Source organism: Microbacterium sp. WCS2018Hpa-9 (genome assembly GCF_031843745.1).
In the GTDB taxonomy this organism is placed as follows: domain Bacteria; phylum Actinomycetota; class Actinomycetes; order Actinomycetales; family Microbacteriaceae; genus Microbacterium.
The window spans coordinates 374,753-397,236 of the sequence record NZ_JAVTIY010000004.1 but is presented as its reverse complement, the minus strand read 5'-3'; the positions used below and the strand labels follow the sequence as shown (position 1 = coordinate 397,236).

15 protein-coding genes are annotated in these 22,484 nt (G+C 69.4%); 11 read left to right on the top strand and 4 right to left on the bottom strand.

Going from position 1 to position 22,484, the window contains the following annotated elements:
• Positions 1–1,013, top strand: a 1,013-nt coding sequence (locus tag RQG82_RS11170; protein ID WP_311259153.1) for a DUF222 domain-containing protein, incomplete at its 5' end; no start/stop codon positions are given.
• Positions 1,014–1,088: 75 nt separating this feature from the next.
• On the opposite strand, the gene RQG82_RS11165 is transcribed toward RQG82_RS11170, so the two are convergent.
• Positions 1,089–1,763: a GntR family transcriptional regulator gene (locus RQG82_RS11165; protein WP_311259152.1), complete on the bottom strand. Its 675-nt coding sequence runs from the start codon at positions 1,761–1,763 to the stop codon at positions 1,089–1,091.
• A complete protein-coding gene (locus tag RQG82_RS11160) occupies positions 1,763–2,530 on the bottom strand; it encodes a GntR family transcriptional regulator (RefSeq protein ID WP_311259151.1) in 768 nt (255 codons plus the stop codon). The genes RQG82_RS11165 and RQG82_RS11160 overlap by 1 nt, the downstream gene beginning before the upstream one ends.
• 111 nt (positions 2,531–2,641) lie before the next feature.
• On the opposite strand from RQG82_RS11160, the gene RQG82_RS11155 reads away from it, so the two are divergent.
• The 10 genes from RQG82_RS11155 to RQG82_RS11110 all read left to right on the top strand — a co-directional run bounded on the left by RQG82_RS11155 (position 2,642) and on the right by RQG82_RS11110 (position 19,662).
• Positions 2,642–3,346 (top strand): GntR family transcriptional regulator, encoded by a 705-nt coding sequence (locus tag RQG82_RS11155; protein ID WP_311259150.1) that lies wholly within the window; start codon positions 2,642–2,644, stop codon positions 3,344–3,346.
• A gap of 76 nt (positions 3,347–3,422) precedes the next feature.
• Positions 3,423–3,989, top strand: a complete 567-nt coding sequence (locus tag RQG82_RS11150; protein ID WP_311259149.1) for a DNA-3-methyladenine glycosylase I — start codon at positions 3,423–3,425, stop codon at positions 3,987–3,989.
• Between the two features lie 133 nt (positions 3,990–4,122).
• Positions 4,123–5,253 carry a serine/threonine-protein kinase gene (locus RQG82_RS11145; RefSeq protein ID WP_311259148.1) on the top strand — a complete coding sequence of 377 codons (1,131 nt, stop codon included), beginning with the start codon at positions 4,123–4,125 and terminating at the stop codon, positions 5,251–5,253.
• Positions 5,253–11,234 (top strand): Ig-like domain-containing protein, encoded by a 5,982-nt coding sequence (locus RQG82_RS11140; RefSeq protein ID WP_311259147.1) that lies wholly within the window; start codon positions 5,253–5,255, stop codon positions 11,232–11,234. The genes RQG82_RS11145 and RQG82_RS11140 overlap by 1 nt, the downstream gene beginning before the upstream one ends.
• A 99-nt stretch (positions 11,235–11,333) precedes the next feature.
• Positions 11,334–12,299, top strand: a complete 966-nt coding sequence (locus RQG82_RS11135; protein ID WP_396653607.1) for an AAA family ATPase — start codon at positions 11,334–11,336, stop codon at positions 12,297–12,299.
• Entirely contained in the window at positions 12,296–13,666 is a 1,371-nt protein-coding gene (locus tag RQG82_RS11130; RefSeq protein WP_311259145.1) for a DUF58 domain-containing protein, read from the top strand. The genes RQG82_RS11135 and RQG82_RS11130 overlap by 4 nt, the downstream gene beginning before the upstream one ends.
• The gene (locus tag RQG82_RS11125) at positions 13,663–16,215 is read left to right on the top strand and encodes a transglutaminase domain-containing protein (protein ID WP_311259144.1); all 2,553 of its coding nucleotides are present in this window, start codon (positions 13,663–13,665) and stop codon (positions 16,213–16,215) included. The genes RQG82_RS11130 and RQG82_RS11125 overlap by 4 nt, the downstream gene beginning before the upstream one ends.
• Positions 16,212–17,987: a DUF5684 domain-containing protein gene (locus RQG82_RS11120; protein ID WP_311259143.1), complete on the top strand. Its 1,776-nt coding sequence runs from the start codon at positions 16,212–16,214 to the stop codon at positions 17,985–17,987. The genes RQG82_RS11125 and RQG82_RS11120 overlap by 4 nt, the downstream gene beginning before the upstream one ends.
• Positions 17,988–18,019: 32 nt before the next feature.
• Complete coding sequence (locus RQG82_RS11115; RefSeq protein WP_311259142.1) at positions 18,020–18,814, top strand: protein phosphatase 2C domain-containing protein; 795 nt, start codon at positions 18,020–18,022, stop codon at positions 18,812–18,814.
• Positions 18,811–19,662, top strand: coding sequence for a hypothetical protein (locus RQG82_RS11110; protein ID WP_311259141.1), 852 nt, complete (start codon positions 18,811–18,813; stop codon positions 19,660–19,662). Before RQG82_RS11115 ends, RQG82_RS11110 begins: the two co-directional genes overlap by 4 nt.
• Before the next feature lie 88 nt (positions 19,663–19,750).
• On the opposite strand, the gene RQG82_RS11105 is transcribed toward RQG82_RS11110, so the two are convergent.
• Complete coding sequence (locus tag RQG82_RS11105; RefSeq protein ID WP_311259140.1) at positions 19,751–21,130, bottom strand: S8 family serine peptidase; 1,380 nt, start codon at positions 21,128–21,130, stop codon at positions 19,751–19,753.
• Entirely contained in the window at positions 21,130–22,482 is a 1,353-nt protein-coding gene (gene eccB / locus RQG82_RS11100) for a type VII secretion protein EccB (RefSeq protein WP_311259139.1), read from the bottom strand. The genes RQG82_RS11105 and eccB overlap by 1 nt, the downstream gene beginning before the upstream one ends.
• Between the last annotated feature and the right edge of the window lie 2 nt (positions 22,483–22,484).

Sequence of the window (22,484 nt, the reverse complement as noted above, 5' to 3'; positions counted from 1 at the left end):
CGGCGCAGGACCTGAAGAGCCTCGCGGAAGACCTGGCGTCGATCTTCGACCCCGATGGTGAAGAGCCGAAGGACGAGGATGCTCGTCGGCGTCGGGGGATCACGATCGGCCGGTTGAAAGACGGCATGCACGCGATCCGCGGATACCTGACCCCGGACGCGGCTGCCCAGTTGCAGCTCATCATGGATGCGATCCTCAATCCGAAGGGCGACGGTCCGCCGATGCCCGGCGTGTTCTTCGCGCCGAGCAACGGCTCCGGGGATGATTCCGCAGACGCAGACGCAGACGCAGACGCAGACGCAGACGCAGACGCAGACGCAGACGCAGATCCGTTCAACTCCGATCCGCGGTGCGTGCTCGATGACCGCACTGCGGCGCAGAAGCGCCATGATGCCCTGACGGCAGCTCTCGGAATCGCTGCCCGGCACAATGACATGCCCACCCTCGGCGGCGCATCACCGGTCCTTGTCGTCAACGTCGACGCGAAAGACCTCGCGGCCCACGCCACCGGCGCCACGGGCGCTGCGTTCGGAGTGCGCCACAGCCACGGCAATGGAGGGTGGGCGACGATCCCCGGATCCGGAGCGCATGTGCCCGTATCCGTTGCGGCGCAGGTCGCGTGCTCGGGAGCGATCCAGCGCGTGCTGATGGATGAGGGTCGGATCATCGGCATCACGACCACCGACCGGATCTTCACGGTGCATCAACGGCGGGCGATCATCGCCCGCGACAAGGAATGCCTGATCCCGGGATGCCACGTGCCCGCGTCGTGGTGTGAGATCCATCACGTCACCGAACATTCGAGAGGTGGGCCGACCCACACGGACAACGGTGTGCCGTTGTGCTGGTGGCATCACCGATCCCTCGGCACCTCGGGGTGGGAGATCCGAATGAACGCAGGCCTTCCCCAGGTACGCGGACCGGCATGGTGGGACCCCGACCAGCGATGGCGCACACCACGACTCAGCATCCCCGACCCGGTGGCCGTTCGGCGTGCACCGATTCGAGTCTGACCAAGCTGTGGTGCGTCTCGCGGAAGTCGACATGGGGTGTCGCCGCAACAGTGTGCCCTCATGAGCAGCGGGCGTTCAGTCCATCGGATCCGGCTCGCGGTAGTACTCGAGGAAGTTACTGCGCGTCGCCGCGTGCAGCTCATGAATGACATCTCCCGCTCGCTCGCCATCGCGCGCCTCAGCCGCTGCGGTGATCGAACGAATGAAGTCGAGCGCCCGTTGAGGCGTGACGAGGTTCTCACGAGGTGTGAGAAAACGCACGAGCTGCAATGACAGAGTCTCCGCCTTCGCGCGCAGCACGGAGTTCGTAGCGGCGCGCACGACCACGAGGAAGTAGCTGCGGATCGCCCGCCCCAGAGCGGCAGCATCGTCTGCGTCCACCGCGTCCTCGACGTGCGCCAGCTCCCTACGGAGGTCGGCGACATGCTCGTCCGTGAGGTCGGCAGTGGTGGTGCGAGCAAGATGCTCGTGGATCACGCCGATCACGAAAAGGCTCTCGTTGATCGCAGCCACATTGATAGGCGACACCCGCGTGTGACGATGCGGCACCAGCTCGACCACATCCTCCTCGGCGAGCCTGTTGAGCGCTTCGCGGATCGGCGTTCTCGACGACCCGAGCCAGGTCATGAGCTCCTCATCATGAAGCACCTCGCCCGGCTCCAGTGTGCCGTCGAGGATCGCCCCGAGAATCGTGTCGTAGACCTCGTCGCGCAGCAGGCGCCGCGGCTGAGGTGCGCTCTTCGTCGGCATCAGGCGACCTCGTCCTCGAGTCCGGCAGCAGTCGAAGAAGCACCGCCGGCGGCATCGGCGGCATCGGCAGCAGTCGCAGCGTCGGAGGCGGACGCCGCCGCCGGGGCAGATTCCACCGCATCGCGAGCCCAGACGCTCGCGACCCCCGCAGTGAAGTACGCCCGCGCGGCTTCGGCGGCGGCATCCGCGTTTCCGGATGCCGAGGCGGCAGCAAGCGAGTCGAGCGCGGCCGAGGTGTCTGTCGCGTCGAGTGCGCCCGGTCGAGCGGTGATCATCCGCGTGACGTGCGGCACGGACTTCTCCCGGATGCGCTGGATGAGGGTGTTGCGATAGCGATCGACGAACACGCTCATCAGCGCATCCACGATGCGAGCCCGTTCGAGCGCGTTCGTGGTGCGGCTCACCTTCAGGTGCAGTTCGGAGATCTGCGTCCGATCGGCGTTCGTGAGAAGCGGCACAGCCTCGCGCACCGTCGCGGAGTACACGACCCCGAGCATCTCCATCTCCTCTGCGAACCGCGTCGAATCGAGAGGTGCGATGCGGGTGCCGCGCTGGGGAAGCACCTCGATCAGGCCCATGCCGGCCAGCCGGTTGACCGCTTCTCTGATCGGCGTGCGCGAGGCTCCCAGCCAGCTCTCGAGCTGCTTGTCGGAGATCGGCTCTCCCGCCGCCAGGTCGCCGGCCACGATGGCGTCCAGAAGCGTGTCGAAGATCTGATCGCGCAGCAGCTTGCGAGGCATCTGCGCCGGCGTCGTGGGCACAGGCATGGCTCAATGCTAGTGCGCATCGAAATATCAGGTGATTTGTGTTGACCGCTTACATGTGCGATCCTCTAATCATCCAATATGTTAGTTGATGAGAGCGATCAGATCATGCCCATGGGGTCACTCGAGGAACAGCTGAGGCCGCAGCTTCTCAGCGGTCTCGCCTACGAGCGACTGCTCGCCGAGATCGTGAGCGGCCGTCTTCCGCCGGGGCAGCGGCTGCGCCTCGACCTGCTCGCCCACGCCTGGGCTGTCTCTCGTACCCCGGTGCGGGAGGCCCTGCAGAGGCTCGTCGACATGCGATTCGTGCAGGTGTCGCCCAGTGCGGGGACCCGCGTCGCAGAATGGTCGCGCGTCGACATGGTCGAGCGCGCTCATGTCGTCGGTCGCCTCATCGTCGAGAAGACGTGCACCGGCCCGCCCGCGCGGATCCACTCGCAGGCTTCTCGACTCGCAGACGGCGACTGCGAACTGCTCGGCTACCTCGAGCTCTCGGAACACCTCATCTCGCGCGAGCTCGGCCGCCTCGGCGCGCGCATCGTCCGGGATCACATCGACCCCCTCCGGCTGTTCGTCGACTCGCAGACCGCCCTCCGTCACGGCGTGGACCTCGACGCGGATCGCGCCCCACGCCGCAGCCTCCTGTCGGCGGCTCTCGACGCGATCGAGCGTCAGGATCCCGTCGCGGCCCGCGACGCACTCGAGGCGTTCTCGGCATCCTTCATCGACGCCCTCGGATCCGGAACCGCGCAGACCGCCGCCCAGCCACAGTCGCAGATGCGGATGCAGATGCAGATGCAGATGCAGCCGCAGGCATAGATCCAGCTTCTGACAGCATCCGGATGCCGGTGCAGCGATCCGTCTCGGTGTCGGCGGGGACGGCTAGCGTGGACGCATGACGTCACTGATCGCCGGCCCCGACCGACGCGAACGATGCGGTTGGGTCGGCGACGACGCGGAGTACCGCCGGTATCACGACGAAGAATGGGGCACGCCCCTGCACGGCGACCGGGCGTTGTTCGAGAAGATGGCGCTCGAGGGTTTCCAAGCGGGTCTCTCGTGGATCACCATCCTCCGGAAGCGCCCCCGCTTTCGCGAGGTCTTCGCCGGATTCGCGCCCGAGCTGGTCGCCGAGTTCGACGAATCCGACGTGGAGCGGCTCATGGCGGATGCGGGGATCATCCGCAACCGGGCGAAGATCGAGGCCACGATCGGCAACGCCCGCATCGTGCGCTCGATGGCGGAGGGTGAGCTCGACGAGCTGATGTGGTCGTTCGCGCCCGCGCCCGGCATCCGACCCGCGTCCTTCGCAGACGTTCCGGCTGTGACGCCGGAGTCGACGGCGATGAGCAAAGAGCTGCGTCGTCGCGGCTTCAGATTCGTCGGTCCGACCACGATGTACGCCCTGATGCAGTCGGCAGGCATGGTCGACGATCATGTGGTGGGGTGCTGGCGCGCCTGAGCCGCGAGGTCGACGAAGCCCGCCTTCGAGATCATCCATGCCCTCGATATACTCGTTGATCGGGGGGATCGTCCAGCGCGGCGCGCAGGGCGAATGCAGAGCGCGGTCTCCCATCCGACCGTGAGGAGCATGGGTGGCCACGCGCATGGCATCGACACCGCCGACGCTGGCGGGGTACAGCTATGTGCGCCCGCTGGGTTCCGGTGGGTTCGCCGACGTCTTCCTGTACGAACAGGACATGCCGCGTCGCGTCGCCGCTGTGAAGGTGCTGCTGGCGGATGCGGTGAACCGCGAGGTGCTGCGCACCTTCAACGTCGAGGCCGACATCTCCGCGAGGCTCAGCGCACACCCCTCGATCGTGACGATCTATCAGGCGTCTATCTCTGCCGACGGTCGCCCGTACTTCGCCATGGAGTACTGCCCCGACACCATGAGCGCTCGCTACAAGAAGGCGCCGTTGGCGCTCGCCGACGTGCTCGACACCGGCGTGCGCATCGCCGGTGCGCTCGAGACGGTGCACCGGGCAGGGCTCCTGCATCGCGACATCAAGCCGTCGAACGTGCTCATCAACTCCCTCGGGGCTCCCGTGCTCGCTGACTTCGGCATCGCGGCCGCCGTGATCGACGAGGGCGACGGAGAGACGATCGCGATGTCGGTGCCGTGGAGCTCTCCCGAAGTGCTGCAGGAGCGAGTCTCCGGGTCGGTGCCGAGCGAGATCTGGAGCCTCGGCGCCACCCTCTACACGCTGCTCGCCGGACGAAGCCCGTTCGAGAGGGCAGACCGCGGCTCGAATTCACGCGATCAGCTCACCGAGCGGATCATCAAAGCGCGCTACACGGCGGTGCCCGTCGACGGCATCCCCCCGATCATCGACGACATCTTCGCCACCGCTATGCATCGCGATCCGGCCAAGCGGTTCGCGAGCATGGCCGACTTCGCCGAACGACTCCGCTGGGCGCAGTACGAGCTGGGCCTGCACCCGACGGCGTTCGAGGCGGCATCCGCCGAGTGGGCCGCCGCGGCTCCCGTCAGCTTCTCGGACTCCACGGCCCGTGGTCCCGTGATCACGACGGTCGCGCCCGACTCGCGACGTGCAGAGCGTGCCGCACGACAGCAGGCGATGCCGCGTGACCGCGACGACTTGCCCGCCGCGCGTGCGAAGACCCGTTCGCCCCTCGTCGCCGGTGTGATCGGCGCGCTGATCGGAGCCGCAGTGCTCGCAGCCGTCGGCATCGTCGCCCTCCACCTCACGGGAGTTCTGTGATGGCGATCGGTGATCGCGCCCGCGCGGAGGCGAACCCCCGATCACGGGGACGCCTGATCACGGCGATCTCCGGCATCGCCGCGCTGGCAGTGGTGCTCACCCTCGCGATCACCGCGCAGGGCTACCAGTCGCAGGAGGTGCCCCGGCTCGAGTCGTCGGTCTGGGTCATGCGCGACAGCGGCCAGTATGCACGCGTGAACACCGAGCTCGCCGAGATCGACACCGTGCGCAACGTCGACGACCCGGAAGCGGTCTGGCAGAACGGCTCCGCGGCCGTCGTCTATGCGCAGGGCAACAGGCAGCGCTGGGACGTCGACCCTGCAAGCCCCGCCGATCTGCTCTCGGACTCGTCGGAGGAGGGCACGCCGATCGCGTCCGAGCCGACGCCGGCGGGCACGAGGGAGATCCTCTCCGCCGGGGCCTACGTGGCGTATCGCACCGATACCGGTCAGGTGTCGGTGACCACGCTCGACGCCGGAGCGGCCACCGCTCTCGTCGACCCGTTCGCGGGCGTCGAGGTCGAGGAGGGCGAGGATCCTCCGACATACACGGCGGATGCGATCGGACTGTCGCCCGAAGGACTGCTGGTGCTCTATTCCTCGGACGAGGGCGCGATCCGGCGGTTCGACATCGACGAACACCGGTTCCTCGGCGATCCCGAGTCCGTCTCCGCAGGTCCGGATGCCGCCGAGGGCCTGACTGTCACGGTCGTGGGAGACCGCTGGGCCATGCTCCAGACGGGCACCGGCGAGCTGTGGCTCCAGGGGCGCGACGAGCCGATCGAGCTCGATGTCATCGAAGACGCGCGCCTGCAGGAGGGTGCCGAATCCGGCGAAGCCGTGCTGATCGCCGACTCCGATGGCCTCGTGTCGGTCGACCTCGCCTCGGGTGAGCCCGAGCGCGTCGCGGAGGCATCGGGCGTCCCGGCCACGCCGGTCGTCGTGGCGGGCGAGATCTACGCGGCCTGGCTCGACACCGGTGCGGGAACCCTGTGGGCCGACGGTGAGACCGTTCCGCTGCGCGTTCCTGACGAGGCCCTCGACTCCTCGACGATCGAACCGGTGTTCCAGGAGAACGGCGATCGCGCGGTGCTGAGCGAGATCGGCACCGGACTCATCTGGACCGCCCCCGATGGCGTGCTCATCCCGCTCGAGCAGTGGGCGATCGAAGACGACACCGAGCAGCAGGAGGGCACGATCATCGTCGAGGACGTGGCCGAGCAGATGCCGCCCGTCGCCGTCGACGACGCGTTCGGCGTTCGCGCAGGTGAGCAGGTGATCCTGCCGGTGCTGCTCAACGACCACGATCCGAACAAGAAGGACGTGCTGTCGATCGACCCTGACTCGGTCTCGGGCGGACTCGGCGACCCCGCGTTCGGAGATCTGACTCTCGTCGCCAACGGGCAGTCGCTCGTCGTCAACGTCAAGGCGGGGTCGGGGCAGGCCAGCTTCACCTATGCCGTCACCGACGGCGCCGCCGTGTCGTCGCCGGCGACCGTGACGCTGACCGTCGTCGACAAGGAAGCCAACTCGGCACCCGTGTGGTGCGGAGTCGACGCGTGCCAGCAGGAGTGGCCGACACCGCAGCTTCTTCCCGGTGGCAGCACCGTCGTCTCGGCGTTGTCGGGCTGGGTCGACCCCGAGGGCGATCCGTTCATCCTCAGCGACGCCTACGAGACCGACTCCTCGTCTCCCGTCATGGTCGTGCCGATGGCAGACGGACGGGTCGCCATCCGCCACACCGACCCCAACGCCGCCGACGCGGTGATCTCGGTCACCGTCGTCGTCGAAGACGTGCACGGTGCGACCGCCGAGAAGACCCTCGACGTCCAGGTCACCGGCAGTCCGGCCATGGTCGCCTCTCCCGTGGCGCTGACAGCCCGCGTCGGAGAGCTGCAATCGGTGCGCATCTCCGACCATCTGTCCGGAGGATCCGGCTCGTATCGTCTGGTCGACGCCGTGCAGACCGCCGCGACCGCTCAGGGACTCGAGGTCAACCCGAACGCGGCATCCGGCACCGTCGAGATGACGGTGGCCGAACCCGGTCAGTACGTCGTGACCTACACCGCCCAGGACGTCTCGACCCAGGCCGAGCAGTCGGCGGTCATCCGCATCACGGCCGTCGACGGATCCGCGGGCCTCGCGATGGCACCTCTCACCGCGTTCGTGCGCGAGGGCGAGGACACGACCGTCGATGTGCTCCGTGCCGTGCAGAACACCAGCGGGCGTGTGCTGATGCTGGCGGATGCCGTGAGCTCGACGCCGCAGCTCGGCGTGCGCGTGGTCGGCAACGAGAGCATCCGTGTGAACGGCACGACGGAGGATGGCGAGCCCGGCGTGATCGGCAAGGCCACCGTGACCGTCGCCGACGGATCCGGCGCCGCGGTGCAGGGCACGGTCACGGTCTTCCTCACCCCGCCGTCGACCGTCACCCGCCCGATCGTGTTCCCCGATGCGATCACCGTCCGTGCCGGTTCGCTCACGCGCATCAACGTCGCGGCGAACGACGTGGCCCCCCGTGGTGAACCCCTGGTCGTGCTCCCAGAGGTGACCGGGTCTGGCGAGTCCGGCGAGCTCGTCTTCGCCGACCGCAACGCGCTGCGTTACCTCGCGCCCACGACGCCGGGCACCTACCGCCTCACGTACTCGGTGTCGCTCGAGCGCAATCCGGCTCTCTCCGACAACGGCGTCGTGACGGTCACGGTCGTTCCCCCGGGCACGAACCGCGCGCCGACGCCCTCGACAATGACGGGTCGGGTCCTCAGCGGTCAGACGGTGTCGCTGCCCGTGCCGGCGACCGGCATGGACAGCGACGGCGACCGCGTGGTCCTCGCGGGCATCGACCAGCCGCAGAAGGGCGCCGGCACGGCGACGATCTCGGCCGACGGCGACGCGATCGTCTACCGGGCGCCCGCGGCCGGTGTCGACGGCGGTCAGGTGACGTTCCGCTACACGGTGCGCGACCCTCAGGGCGAGCAGGGAACAGGCGTGGTCCGCGTCGGCGTGCTCGACGCCGACATCGATGACGCGGCTCCCGTGACCTTCAGCGACTACGTGCGAGTCGAGGCGGGGTCGACCACCCCGATCGTCCTCGACCCGCGTCTGAACGACCTCGACCCGGCGCAGAGCGAGCTCGAGATCACCGAACTCGTGCCCAACGCGCCTCCGGTCAAGGGCAACCCGCTGTACGACCGCCTGAACGCGCTGATCGACTCCGACACGTCGCTCGAAGACGGCCGTGTCGTGCTCCGTGCGGGAGACACCGCCGGCACGAACTCCTACTTCTACACCGTCAAGTCCACGCGCACGTCGAGCACGTCGCAGGGGCTCATCGTCGTCACCGTGACCGACGGCGCCGTGGACGACCAGCCGAGCGTCGCCGACACCGTGCTCACGGCGCGCGACAGGGAAGACCTCCCGGAGCGCGGCATCGACGTCGTGACCGACCGCGTGAGCTGGCCGTCGGGCGATGCCTCCTCGCTCACGCTGAGTCTGTGGGGCGACCAGCCCGGATTCACGGTGCAGGGAGACCGCATCGTGGGCGCTGCGCCGGAGGACGGCGCGCTGGTGCCGTTCCAGCTCAAGGGCAAGGGGTCGGGAGGCAGAGACGTGGTCGCCTACGGGTTCCTGCGCATTCCCGCCTTCGACGACATGCAGGTGCAGCTGAAGCCCGGCACGACCCCCGTCGTGGTCGACGAGGATGCGTCGGTCTCGTTCGATGCGGCCGACTACGTCGACCTGATCGCCTCGGATGCCGTAGAGGTGGGCTCCGGGCAGTTCAGCGCGCAGCGCGCGGCCGCGTCGTGCTCCGCCGAGAGCTCGGGTGACGTGACCTACCGGGCCGGCCGGGAAGCGCCATGGTCGGACACCTGCCTCGTTCAGGTGCGGCTGCAGGGCCAGGAGCGCTGGTCGTTCATCGACGTGCCGATCAGCATCCGTCCTGCGGAGCCTCAGCTGCTGCTGTCGTCGATCTCGCACACGATCGCTCCTGGAACCACCGAGACGGTCGACATGTACTCGAACATGGCCGCCTGGGAGGGTGGCCGCGAGGGCGACGCAGGATCGCTCGAGTACCGGATCGTGTATTCCGGGTCGGCCTTCATCGTCACGCGCAACGGCCCTCAGCTGACCATCGAAGCGCGAGCGGACGCCAGACCGGGCAACACCGAGAACGTGAGCGTCACGGTGCCGCAGTACGGCGAGCCGTCGGCATCCGTCCGCCTGGTCGTCGGCGCGGCTCCGCCCGATGCGCCGCGGGGCGCGACCTTCACGACGCAGTGCATCGTCACGAACCCGAGCTGCACGATCGATGTCGTCGACGTCGCGGGGGAGTACGACCCGTTCGCGGGCAAGCCAGGATCGGGCCTCCGACTCATGTCGCTCGGCGGAGGCTCACGGTGCGATGTCGCATCGGTCTCGACCTCGGGGAGCACGTCGATCACTGCGACCTGGCCCGGCGGAGGGCAGGCGCCCGGCGGCCAGTGCATCATCCCGTTCGTCGTGTCGGATGCGCAGGGGCGCACCGGCACCGGAACCCTCACTCTCGACCTGCAGGGCTTCCCCCAGGCGCCCGCCAGCGTCACGACAGTCGGATTCAGCCGCTCGACCGTGGTGCTCGACGTGCCGCTGGGCGAGGCAGGGCGCGCGCACCCCGGCGTCACCGGCGTGACGATCCTGCAGGACGGATCCCCGGCGAACGCGTCATGCAGCCCGGCGGGAGGCCTCTACCGCTGCACCGTGAACGGGCTCGTCAACGGGGCGCCGCATGTCTTCACCGCAGCGGCCGTCAACGCGGTCGGAACCTCAGCGGCCACGTCACCGCACACCAGCTGGGCGTATGCCGCCCCCGAGGTGTCGAACGCGACCGCCACACCCGTCTATCGCCCGGGCAGCACCGAACGCGGACGCGGCATCGTCGAACTCGCGATCGCCGCGTCGGACGACTCGCTCGCCTTCCGTGTCGAGGAGACCGGCCAGGTCATCAACCGCACCGGTGCGACGACGTCGGCGGAGATCCAGCTGTCTCCCGGCCCGCAGAACATCACCATCGTCCCGATCAGTCAGTTCCAACCGCCCACGGGCGACGGCGGCAATGAGGGCGGCGCGTTCCGCACGTCGGTCACGGCCGCGGGAACCGTCTACTTCGACCCCTCTGGCACGCGGGCGACCGCGACGTCGAACACCTCGATCGACGTCTCGGGCGTCGCTGCGCAGCCCAACGGCAGCGCTCTCGGTGTCGACGTGGTCTATCTCGCTTGGCGCTCGGGCGATGCGAGCTGCAGCGCCGACGGCAACGGGCGGCTGCGGGTCTCGGGCGCGGAGGCGCAGTCGTCGTCGCCCTCGCTCACCGGCCTCGCCGAGTACTCGACCTACAACGTGAAGGCGTGCGCCTCGAACGGGTTCGGCGTCGCCGAGTCGAACACCGCCCAGGTCTTCACCTTCACTTCCGTCGAGGGGCCCAAGGGCAACACGAGCTACACGGTCGCGACTCAGCCGTCGTTCCAGGACGGCCGCTATTCCTACGGCTTGGAATCGGCGCCCAGCATCGGAGCGAAGGACGGCTTCGTCCCGCAGTACAACATGTACGGGCAGTGGCGGGAGGACTTCCAGCTGAACTCCGACGCGTCGCCGCTGCCGGTCAGCGCGCGCTCCTGCCACTCGGTGTTGAGCCAGTTCTGCTCCGATCCCGTGGAGATCACGGCGAGGACCGTGCCGACCACGGTGATCGTGCAGTTCCAGAAGTGTGCACCGGCGAACCCGGATGACGCGTTCGACGTCAGCCCCGCGGCGCGCGGTTCGTATGAGCGAACCTTCACACCGAGGACCGTCGATGGTGTCGCCATGGTCGAGGTGAAGATCACCTGGACGGGAGCCTTCACTCCGCTCAAGTCGATCACCCACCGCGCGCAGCTGTGCACGCAGCCGCCGCCTGTCGACCCGGATCCTGTCGATACGCCTGATCCGCCTGATCCCGTGGGATGAACCTGCCCAGATGACCACTCCCCACTCCCCATCGCCCTGCGCCTCGCAGGCGCCCGAGACGAATACGGTTGCCCTATGCCTGCTCCCTCCGTTGCTCCCGTGACCATCGCTCCCGAACAGGCCGCCTGGTTCGCCGAGACGTTCTCGATCCTCGCCGCCAACGTCGAACAGGCAATCCTCGGCAAGCGTCATGTGATCGAGCTCGCGCTCGCCGCCGCTGTCAGCGGCGGGCACGTGCTGCTCGAGGACTTCCCCGGCACTGGCAAGACGGCCCTCGCCCGAGCCATCGCCCAGACCGTCACGGGCACGAGCACGCGCATCCAGTTCACCCCCGACCTTCTTCCGGGTGATGTGACAGGCATCACGGTCTACGACCAGAAGGAGGGGGCGTTCGAGTTCCACGCCGGCCCCGTCTTCGCGAACATCGTGCTCGCAGACGAGATCAACCGTGCGAGCCCGAAGACCCAGTCGGCGCTGCTGGAGGTCATGGAAGAGGGCACGGTCACGGTCGACGGCGTCACGCGTCCGGTGCCTTCGCCCTTCCTCGTCATGGCGACGCAGAACCCGATCGAGCAGGGCGGCACCTACCGCCTGCCCGAGGCTCAGCTCGACCGCTTCATGATCAAGACGTCGATCGGCTACCCCGACGAGGCGGCGACCATGCGCATCCTGCAGGGCGCCGCGCAGCCGAAGCACGTGCTCGACGGCATCGTCGGCACCGACACCATCCTCACGATGGCCGAGATGACGCGCGGGGTGTACGTGAACCCGCTGGTCTCCGACTACATCATGCGCATCGTCGATGCGACGCGTCGCGCCTCCGAGGTGCGCCTCGGCGCCAGCGTGCGAGGCGCGATCGCGCTCTCGCGTCTCGTGATGACGTGGGCGGCGAAGAGCGGCCGCACGTTCGTGACCCCCGACGACGTCAGGGAGCTCGCGGTCGTGGCACTCGCCCACCGCCTCGTGCTCGAACCTGAGGCCGAGTTCGACGGCGTCACCGCGGTCGCCGTGGTGGGGCAGATCCTGCTCGACGTCGAGCCGCCGCGCGAGAACGGCACTGCGTGAGCTTCAGCACCGAGTCCCGTCTGACGCGCACGACGGCGGGCACCAGCACGTCGACGCGCACGTCGACGGTCACGCGCTACGACCGCACGCGCCGAGGGCCCGTCCGCGGCGCCGTCTTCGGTGTCCGTCGTGCCGCTCGCACCACGCGTCGCGCAGCCCGCACGGCCGTCGCGTGGGTGCGTGAGACGGTCACGTCGGCCGGGATGCTGGTGGTCGTGGCGCTCGTTCTCTGCATCGCCGCGGGACTGCTCTTCGGATGGGTCGAGGCGTGGGCGGTCGCGGCGATCGCGCTGGTGCTGTTGATCGCGTGCGTCCCCTTCATCCTCGGCACCCATGACTACCGCATCGAGCTGACACTCGATCGCGATCGTGTGGTCGCGGGGGCAGAGATCGGCGCGACGCTCGATGTGCGCAACAACAGCGAGCGTCTCTCGCTGCCGGGCATCGTCGATGTCCCTGTGGGGGAGGGGCTCGTCGAAGCGCACGTTCCGCTGCTGCGCCCCGCGGCCCACCACCGTGAGCAGCTCACGATCGCCGCGCACCGCCGCGGAGTCATCGACGTCGGACCCATGACGATCACCCGAGGCGACCCGATCGGCATCCTCCGACGTGAGTTGCGGTGGCCCGACGTCCAGCGCATCCATGTGCATCCGATCACGGTCCCGCTGCCCAGCACGAGTGCGGGCCTGATCCGCGACCTCGAGGGCACGCCGAGCTCGACGCTGGTCGATGCCGACCTGTCGTTCCACGCGGTGCGCGAATACGTGGTGGGTGATTCGCAGCGGCACGTGCACTGGAAGTCGACCGCGAAGACCGGAAAGCTCATGGTGCGCCAGTACGAGGAGTCGCGCCATGCCCGCATCGCGATCATCCTCGACCTCGACACCGAGTCCTACGAGAGCGATGACGAGTTCGAGAACACAGTCAGCGCCGCCGCATCCCTCGCACTCCAGGGCGTGCGTGACGGCCGCGATGTGCTCTTCTCGGTGAGCAACGAGATCCCCGAGCACAGCCGCGCCGAGGTGCTGTCGATCCGCACGCTTCCCACCGTGACGCCCAAGGCGCTGCTCGACGCGACATCGACCATCGACCCTGCCGACCGCGTGATGCGCCTCGAGGCCGTCGCCGCGCTCACCGCGCAGTCCTATCCCGACCTGTCGATCGGATTCCTGATGACGGGCTCGCGCATGCCGCTCGAACGGCTGCGGCACGCCGCGGTCAAGCTGCCTGCGGCGGTCGAGGCGGTCGCGGTGCGCAGCCAGCTGGGCGAGCAGCCCACGATGCGCACGGCACGCGAGCTCGCCGTGATGACCCTGGGCGCGCTGGGCGATCTTCCGCAGATGCTCGCTCGTGGAGCGCTGAAATGAGCGCCGCCGGCCTCCGGCGCGGCGTGGCGGGGTCGCGACGGTCGTTCGCCCTCTCGGCCCTGACGCTCTGGGCACTCGGATACGTGCTGGTCGGTGTCGGTCTCGCGACGGCGGCTGCATGGCCGGTCTATGAATCCCCACGCGCTCTGGCGGTCGGTCTGATCGGCGGACTGCTCGGCATGGCCGTCGCCGTGCTGACGCGGGTGCTCCGGTGGGGCATGCTGATCGGATCCCTCGCTGCGGCCGGCGCCTATCTGGTCGTCTCGGTTCCGCTCGCGATCCCGTCGGCGCTCTCGTCTCTTCCCGCCTTCCTCGGCGGACTCCGCGACGCGGTGCTCGGGGTCGTGCTCGGGTGGAAGCAGATGCTGACGCTGAACCCGCCGCTCGGCGAGTATCAGGCCGTGCTGATCCCGTTCCTCGTCGTGATGCTGTTCGGCACGTTCATCGCGACCCTGCTCGTGCTCGAGGGCGGCCGTCGGGCCACGATCGCGGTTCCCGTCGTCACCGCGATGAGCGTGTTCGGCATCGCCTTCGGAGTGAGCGGCACGACGGCTCCCGTCTCGGTGCTGGGCGTGGCTCTTCCCGCGCCTCGGGAATGGCTGATCGGCGTCGCGCTCTTCGTGACCGCTCTCGTCTGGCTGGTCGGTCGTTCGCGGCTGCAGCGCGCGCAGGCGCTGCGCACCGTCGCCGCGGCGAACATCTCGCGTCGGGCGACCCCGGTGTGGCTGACGATCCGTCGTCATCTGCTGTCGGCAGGGCTCGCCGTGGTCGCCCTGATCGCCGGATTCGCGGTCGCCCCCGCGGCGGCCGGATGGAGCGACCGCTCGGTGCTGCGCGACGAGGTCGAGCCCATGATCGTCGTGCAGCAGCAGGCGAGCCCGCTCAGCGCCTACCGCTCGTGGTTCGCCGGCGGCACTCTCGACGACACCGTGGTGCAGGTGGAGGGCGACCCCGGTGCGATCGAGCGCCTGCGGCTCGTGACCCTCGACTCGTACGACGGCGAGGGCTTCCACATCGCACCCGACGACCGGTTCAGCAGGTTGCCCCGCACCGCGATGCCGGGTGCCGGCCGTGTGTCGCTCGGCATCACGGTCGGCGATGCGTACCGCGGCATCTGGGTGCCGTCGCCTGCGGGTCTCGCCGAGGCGCCCGACTTCTCCGGGTCACGCGCCGATGCGCTCGCCGACGGCTTTCATGTGAACTCCGGCGGCGACACCGCGATCACCGTGGCAGAGGCACCCGGCGGCGGAGAGGGACTCGTCCCCGGCGACCGCTACACCGTGCTCGTGGACGCCCCTGGTGCCCCCGGCGAGGTCGCCGCGCTGCAGGGCGCCGCCTCGAACCTCGACACCGACCTGTATCCCGCGCTCACCGAGTGGGCCGAGATGCAGGAGCAGCCCCGCACGGGAGCCGGATACCTCGAGATCATCGATCGCCTGCGTTCGCGCGGCTACCTCAGCCACGCGCTGATCGACGACGATGCGGCAGCGGGATGGATCGCGTCGCTCAAGGAGTCCGAGGGATACGCGTTCGCGCCGAGCTATGCGGGGCATTCTGCCGCCCGCATCGAGGAGCTGTTCACCGACATGGTCGAGCAGGAGCGCAGGGCCGGGTCTGATGCCGCACCCGAGCTGCTCGTATCCGCCGTCGGCGACGACGAGCAGTTCTCCGTGGCAGCTGCGCTGCTCGCCGAGCACTGGGGACTCGAGTCCCGGGTGGTGATCGGCGCACGGCTCGCGGCGGCAGAAGAGGTTCCGGGCATTCCGGCCTGCACCGACACATGCACGGGCGCCAACATGAGCGCCTGGGTCGAGGTGCGCAGTTCCGGCGGCGAGTGGATGCCGGTCGACACCACACCGCAGTATGCGATGCTGCCGAGCTCCATCACCGAGGGCGAGCAGCTGCCGGAGCATCCGACGGTGCCCGAGCAGCCGCGGTCGGAGGCCCTCGACCCGCCTCAGGCGCAGAGCGACTCGAACAACGACGCGCCCCCGCTCGAGGCGCCGCAGTCAGAGGTCCTCGCCTTCCTGCTGCCCATCCTCAGAGCTGTGGGGCTCAGCCTGCTCGCTCTCGCGCTGCTGGCTCTGCCGTTCCTGGTGCTGCTGTTCGCCAAGAGACAGCGTGCAAGGACCCGACGCACGGCCGAAGATCCCGAGGTGCGGCTGGCCGGAGCCTGGGAGGAGCTGGTCGACGTGTACGCCGATCATGACGTGTCGATGGATGCCGAGGGCACTCGAACCCAGCGGGCTCTGTCGACCGACCGCGAGGCCGCCGACCGCCTGGCGGCGCTCGTCGATCGCGCTGTCTTCGCCGAGCATCCTCCGACGAACGACGATGCGAGCGCCGCCTGGGCGATCGTGGATGCCGAGCGGGCGGAGCTGGCAGCATCCGGCAAGTGGTGGCACCGCGTCGCCAGGCGTGTGCGGCCGACGTCGTTCATCGGACGCATGCGGGCCGCGGGCGGTCGGGGTTACACCGGAGCCAGGCCCGCTCTCGCTACGCTCGGATTGACCGGGTCGTTCGGCGACCGGAAGAAGGGGAACTCATGATCGCGCCCGTGGATAGCGGCTACGTGACGATGCTCGCCATCGTCGGCGGTGTCGGCGTGCTCGTCGGCCTCGCCGTCTACGTCTGGTACGCCTTGGCGCTGTCGCGTCTGTTCCCGCGCATCGACGGAGAGGGCTGGAAGGGCTGGGTGCCCGTCCTCAACGAGGCCGAGATCCTGGCTCGAGGCGGAGTGCCCGCGTGGTCGGTGGTCTTCTACTTCATCCCGATCGTGCAGCTGTACGGCATCTACCTCAAGGTCGTCGCGACCCACCGCATCAATCGGAGGTTCGGTCGGGGCGCCGGCATGACGGTGCTCGCCATCCTGTTGCCTCCTGTCTGGGCGACCGTCCTCGCCTGGGGTGCCCCGCCGCACCCCGAGGGGGAACGACTGGCCGCGCTGCAGCCGGGTCCTCGCCGCAACGCGCACCCCGCTGCCGCACCCGCCAGGGATGCGTCGGGGTACACGATCCCGTCTCTCGCTCCGCACACCCCGAGTCAGCCGGATGGCCCTGCGCTCGTGTTCCCCGACTACGCAGCACCGACCCGTGCGAACGCGCCGTCTGACGCGCACGCCGGCGCTGGTGCGTCCGGCGCTCCCTCGGGTTCCGACGGCGGTGCTCCCTCTGCGTGGGGCGCGCCGCCGCAGAAGCCGCAGTCGCCCGTCGGGCCCCCGCCCGTTCCCGGGGCGGCGCCCGCTCCTGGAGCGCCTCCCATTCCTGGAGCGCCTCCCGTTCCTGGAGCCCCGCCCGTGCCCGTCGCCGGGCAGCCCCCGGTCGCCGGCGCGCCCGCTGCGTCGTTCGCGCCGCCGCAGCCTCCCGCTCCGGCCTTCGCGCCGCAGCCTCCTGCCGCGCCGCAGCCGCCGGCTCCTGCTCCCGCGTCTGCACCGCAGTCGCCTGCTCCTACTCCCGCGTCTGAGCCTCCTGTCGATGCGCACCCGACGACCGGGATCATGGCAGCGATGGGCGGCGACCCCGTGGCACCCGTCGCGCCGCAGCCGTCTGCACCTCCGCAACCGGCTGCTCATGACATCGCGGTGCAGCCGCCTGCGCCTCCTGCACCCGCATCCACGCCGTCGTCCCCGTACGAGACCCCGGCAGAGCACGCGCCGTCCGCGTCGCCCGCCGCAGAACCGCATCGCGCGGTCCGGCCCGTGCCGCCGTCGTTCCGCGACGGCGGGCTCTCGGCCGAGCATCCGCAGATGCCGACGATTCGTCCGGTCCCCTCGGCGGCCGCAGACGTCCCGGCGGCCGCAGCCGTTCCGGTCGCCGCGGCTTCGCCTACGCCCGCGCCCACCGCTGATGTGCCTGCCGCGCCTGCCCCCGAGTCGCCCGCGATGCCCCTGGACGGTCTCGCGGCAGATGTCGACAAGACGGTCGTCACCCCGCGTCCGACCGACGACGTCGTCGACGACCTCGACGCCACGGTCGTCGTCGCCCGCAGGCGCGGCGTGCGTCGCTCGCTGGTGCTCGACGACGGACGCAAGTTCTCGTTGTCGGGCGCGAGCGTCGTGATCGGACGCAACCCGATCGGCGAGCCGGGTGAGCAGCGGCTCGCGATCTCCGACACCACCCGCACGCTGTCGAAGACGCACGCCCGCCTCGTCGTGCACGACGACGAGTGGCGCCTCACCGATCTGCACGCCACGAACGGCGTCGTGGTGGTCGAAGAGAACGGCACCGAGACGCTGCTCGATCCGGGCGAGAGCGTCACCGGCAACGGCCGGTTCATCCTCGGCGAAGTGGGAATGCACGTGATCGCGGAGCGCGACTCGTGACGGTCTCGTCAGTCGTACTGAACGTCGCGTCCTTGACAGACACCGGGCTCAAGCGCACCGCGAACGAGGACTCCGTGCTCGTGGCATCCCCAGTCTTCCTCGTCGCAGACGGCATGGGCGGGCATGAGGCGGGCGACCGAGCGAGCGCTGCGGTGGTCGACGCATTCGAGCCGCTCCGCGGTCTGGCGGTCGAGGTCGCCGACATCGGCGATGCGCTGAGCCGAGCCTCGGCTGTCGTCGACGACATCTCTGCCGAGCACAAGCGCGGGGCGGGCACGACCGTGACGGGTGTCGCACTCGTCGATCACGAAGGCGCACCGCACTGGCTCGTCTTCAACGTCGGCGACTCCCGCGTCTACCGGCACCACGGCAACGAGCTCAGCCAGCTGACGATCGATCATTCGCTGGGGCAGGAGCTGGTGGATGCCGGTGAGCTCCGCGCAGAGGATCTCTCGTCGTTCTCGCAGCGCAACGTCATCACCAGGGCGATCGGCGCGCCCGACAGCACGGCCGACAGCTGGCTGCTGCCGGTGGTCGACGGCGAGCGACTGCTGCTCTGCTCCGACGGACTCAGCGGCGAGGTGAGCGACGAAGCGATCCGAGCCACCCTGACGATGAACGGAAGACCCGAGACAGCAGCTGCGGCTCTCGTGAGCCGGGCGCTCAAGGCGGGTGGCCGCGACAATGTGTCGGTCGTCGTGATCGACGTGGTCTCGGGAGGCGCGCGCACGCGTGCGGACGACAGCACGGACGGTAGCGAAGCCGCCTCCGTGTCTCTCACCGATTCGAGCCTCGAGGGCACGACGATCCCGGTTCGCGTCAGATGACCGACGACGAGCCCGAGGTCGAAGAGACCGTCATGCTGACGCGTCGTGATCGGCGCCGGAGTGGGGCGGTCGCCGATTCGCCGGCAGCGCCGACCGAATCGGAGACGGTGGAGGCTGTCTCGGACGGTGCAGCGGATGCCGATGACTCCGCGGCGGCCGATGATTCCGCCGTGACGGACGATTCAGAAGCGCCTGGCGCTGTAGATGAGGCGACCGTCGTCGTCGATCGGAGCGCGTCGAGGTCCGATGTGCCGCCCGAGGAACCGGCTGATGCTCTCGAGAAGGCGGCTGTCGTCGTCGACCGCCGTCCGGTCGCGGTCGAGGAACCGGCCGATGATCTCGAGGAGGCGACCGTCGTCGTCGACCGGAGCTCTTCGAGGTCCGATGTCTCGTCCGATGTCCCGTCCGATGTTCGCGACGGGCAGCAGGAGCAGGAGCAGGAGCAGGAGCAGGAGCTGGTCGAGGAGCCGACCGTGCTCGTCTCCCGCACGCCGCGGCGTGTACGACGGAAACGATCGGAACGGTCCGACGAACAGGGCGATGCCTCGGCCGATCCCACCCCTGCTGCCGAACCCGATGCCGAACCGGGTGCCGAACCCGTCTCGTTCGAAGCGCCGATCGATGCTCCGGCGCCGGAGATCTACCGACCGCGCCCCGCGCCCCTCGGTCCTTCCGCCCCGCCCGTGGTGATCGGCGCCGCCGCACCCACTCGCGCGGTGGATCCGGAGCTCCCTTCCGTCGCGAAGCAGGGACTGCGCTGGAGCATGGCCACCCTCGTCGCGTTCGCAGCAGCCTGTGTCGTCTCGGTCGCCGGATTGGTGGCGCTGGGCTTCGTCGTCTTCGCCTGAGCGTGGGTGGCGCGGACTGTCTGCGTCCGGCGCTGTCTCCGTCGTCTTCGACTCATGACGCCATCGGCGACGTCAGCGTCGCTCGGAGTCAGTCCAACCTGTCGTCACCGCTGCCGGGTCCGGGGGTGGTGAGCAGTCCGCCCTCGCGTTCGACCTCCACCGGATCCGCGGCCGGCTGCTCTCTGCGGCGACGCAGCACGATGAGGATGCCGAGCACGCCGAGCAGGGTCGCTCCGCCGATGGTGGTGACGAGCGCAGCCTCCCGCGTGAGCAGGAAGGCGGAGGAGCCGTGGTCGGGGTCGACGGCAGCGGCCGGTGGGCGTGCCGCGCTCTCGGTGGTGTCGAAGTAGGGGCTCACCGGCCCTCGGGTCGTCTCGTCCGGGAGCAGCTCGATGGCGGCGAACGGCTGGATGAATCCCCACCCGTTGATGTCGTCGCGATTGTCTGCGTCATCTCGAAGCGCGGTGGCGGTGAGTCGGTACGCCCATCCGGCCGGGGGGTCTTCCGGATGCGCCTCTGCGACGAGCGCCGCTGCCGCACTGGCATATCCGGTCGCGAAACTCGATGCCGGAGCATCGCCGGCGTACACGCAGTCGCCGCCGCCCGCCGACGACGTCAGCACGTTGCCGCCCGGCGCGGTCACGCCGACCTGAGGGCCATGGATCGAGCTGTCGGTGGCCCGCCCCGTGTCGTCGGCGGCGCTCACACCGAGCGCCTGTTCGTAGGCGGCGGGATAGCGGGCGCCGTCCTCGGCAGTGGGGTCTGATGCGCGGTTGCCGGCGCTCGCCACGACCAGTGCGCCGACCGCTGCCGCGTGCTCCACGGCAGCGCGGAGGTCGGGGGAGTCCGTTGTCTGCGATACCGACACGTTGATGATGTCGGCGCCATTGTCGGCCGCCCAGTGGATGCCGTCGGCGATGCGCTGCGAGGTGGGACCGAATCCTTTGTCGACGTCCTGTGGCTCGCTGCTGCGGAACGCCCTCACCGACAGCAGCCGTGCATCCGGTGCGAGCCCGACCACACCGGAGTTGGCGACCGGCTGCGCCGCGATCTGCCCGGCGATCGCGGTGCCGTGCCCGCTGGTGTCGCTCAGGCCGTCGCTGCGCTCGCCGTCGCCGACGAGGTCCACACCGCCGATCACGACTCCGGCGAGATGCGGATTTCCCGCATCGATGCCGGAGTCGACGATCGCGACGACGATCCCTCTGCCGGTGGCGACGCGATTGGCGTCCTCAGCACCGAGCAGAGCGAGCGCGGGCGGGGCCTCGGGGGCGAACACCACAGTGCCCGGAGTGCAGGCATCGCCGGCGGTTGCCGCAGGCACGGCCGTGTGTGCCGCGAGCGACGCCGCGGTTGAGGTCCTCAGCGCGTAAGGCGCCGCTGCCGATGCCGGCGCGCTCGTCAGAACGGCGCCGAGTGCGATCGCGCCCACCAGGAGGGCCGGAAGGGCGGCTCTGCGACGACGCATCACTTCGTCCCTGAGCCGGGCGACTCTCTGGCGGCTTCGGAGGTCAGCGCAGGGCCGGCCGCGAAGAACTCGATCCACGCGTCGGACACACGCCCGACGTCGTCGGGGGAGTATCCGAGCTGAGCGATGGGTCCGGTCGCCGCATCCTCAGCGCTCTGCTCGGCGGCGGCGCCGGGGATCGCGAACGCGGTGCCGGATTCGTCGATGAGCACGGCCAAGCCGGCCGCATCGTCAGATGCTCCGCTCACTTCGACGAGGGCGCCGCCGCCGACTGAGACATCGCCGCCGGAGCGCTCTTCCGGCAGCTCGGTCGTGGTCGCTCCGAGCACGGTGCGAGCATCGTCGGTGACCATCGCGCACGGCGTCTCGCCGGCCGCGAGCGTCGTCAACGGCAGGGTCGGCCAGTCCTCACCGCCGATGTGCGGCAGCGTCTTCACATCTGCGACCTCGGCAGGCGACACCTCCTGCTCGGCGCCGGCCTCCTGCCCGCTGCCGAGAAGGTAGAGCTGGTAGGCGAGCGGGCTGATGCGGGCGATCTCGCCGGTCGCGAGGGCCACATAGCGCTCCTCCGCCGGGCTGCCCTGCGTGTGGATGATCGTCCCCGCCGTCAGATCGGTTCCGGGAACCGAGGCTCCCATCGCGTTGAGGCTGATCGGCTCGAGATCCTCGCCCGATTCGAAGAGATTGAGCCAGCGCCCGTCGACCTCGAGGATCTCGCTGGTGCCGAGTCCGACGGCGCGGAGCACGGCGTTGGCGTCTTCCGCCGGAACGGCGTAGCGGAGGCCGTCGGCGATCACGAACAGCTCGTCGCCGCGCTGGACGACGGCGCCGGTCCCGGTCGAGATCTCGGCGATCGGCTTGCTCGACAGCGATACCGACGCGCCAGCGGTGTCGTCGATGCAGGCCGTCCACGAGGAGTTGATCAGGGCGCTCGGGGCCGGCAGGTCGTCGGGCGCGCCGAGGATGCCGATCGAGGGGCCGACCGGGATGCCGTCGAGTGCGGCCTGATCCGTGCGCACCACCTTGAACTCGCCGGCAGGGATCAGCAGCCGCGCGCTGGCCGTGTTGATGACCGGGTACAGCGTTCCCTCGACGGAGACGTAGCGGGCTCCGGTGTCTGTGGCGACGATCAGACGGTTGTTCTGCCAGTCACCGGGGAGTCCCGGCTGCATGATCCCCCAGAACACCCCGACGAGGATGACGCCGACAGTGAGCGCGATGCCGGCGACGACCGCGCGCAGCGGCTTTGCCGGGTCGAGTTCCTTGCCGCCGGGAGCTCCACCTGTGAACGCCGAGAGGAGCCGTCGCCTGCTGAAGCCCTGGGCCTCGATCAGATCTTTCTTGGTTGCCATCG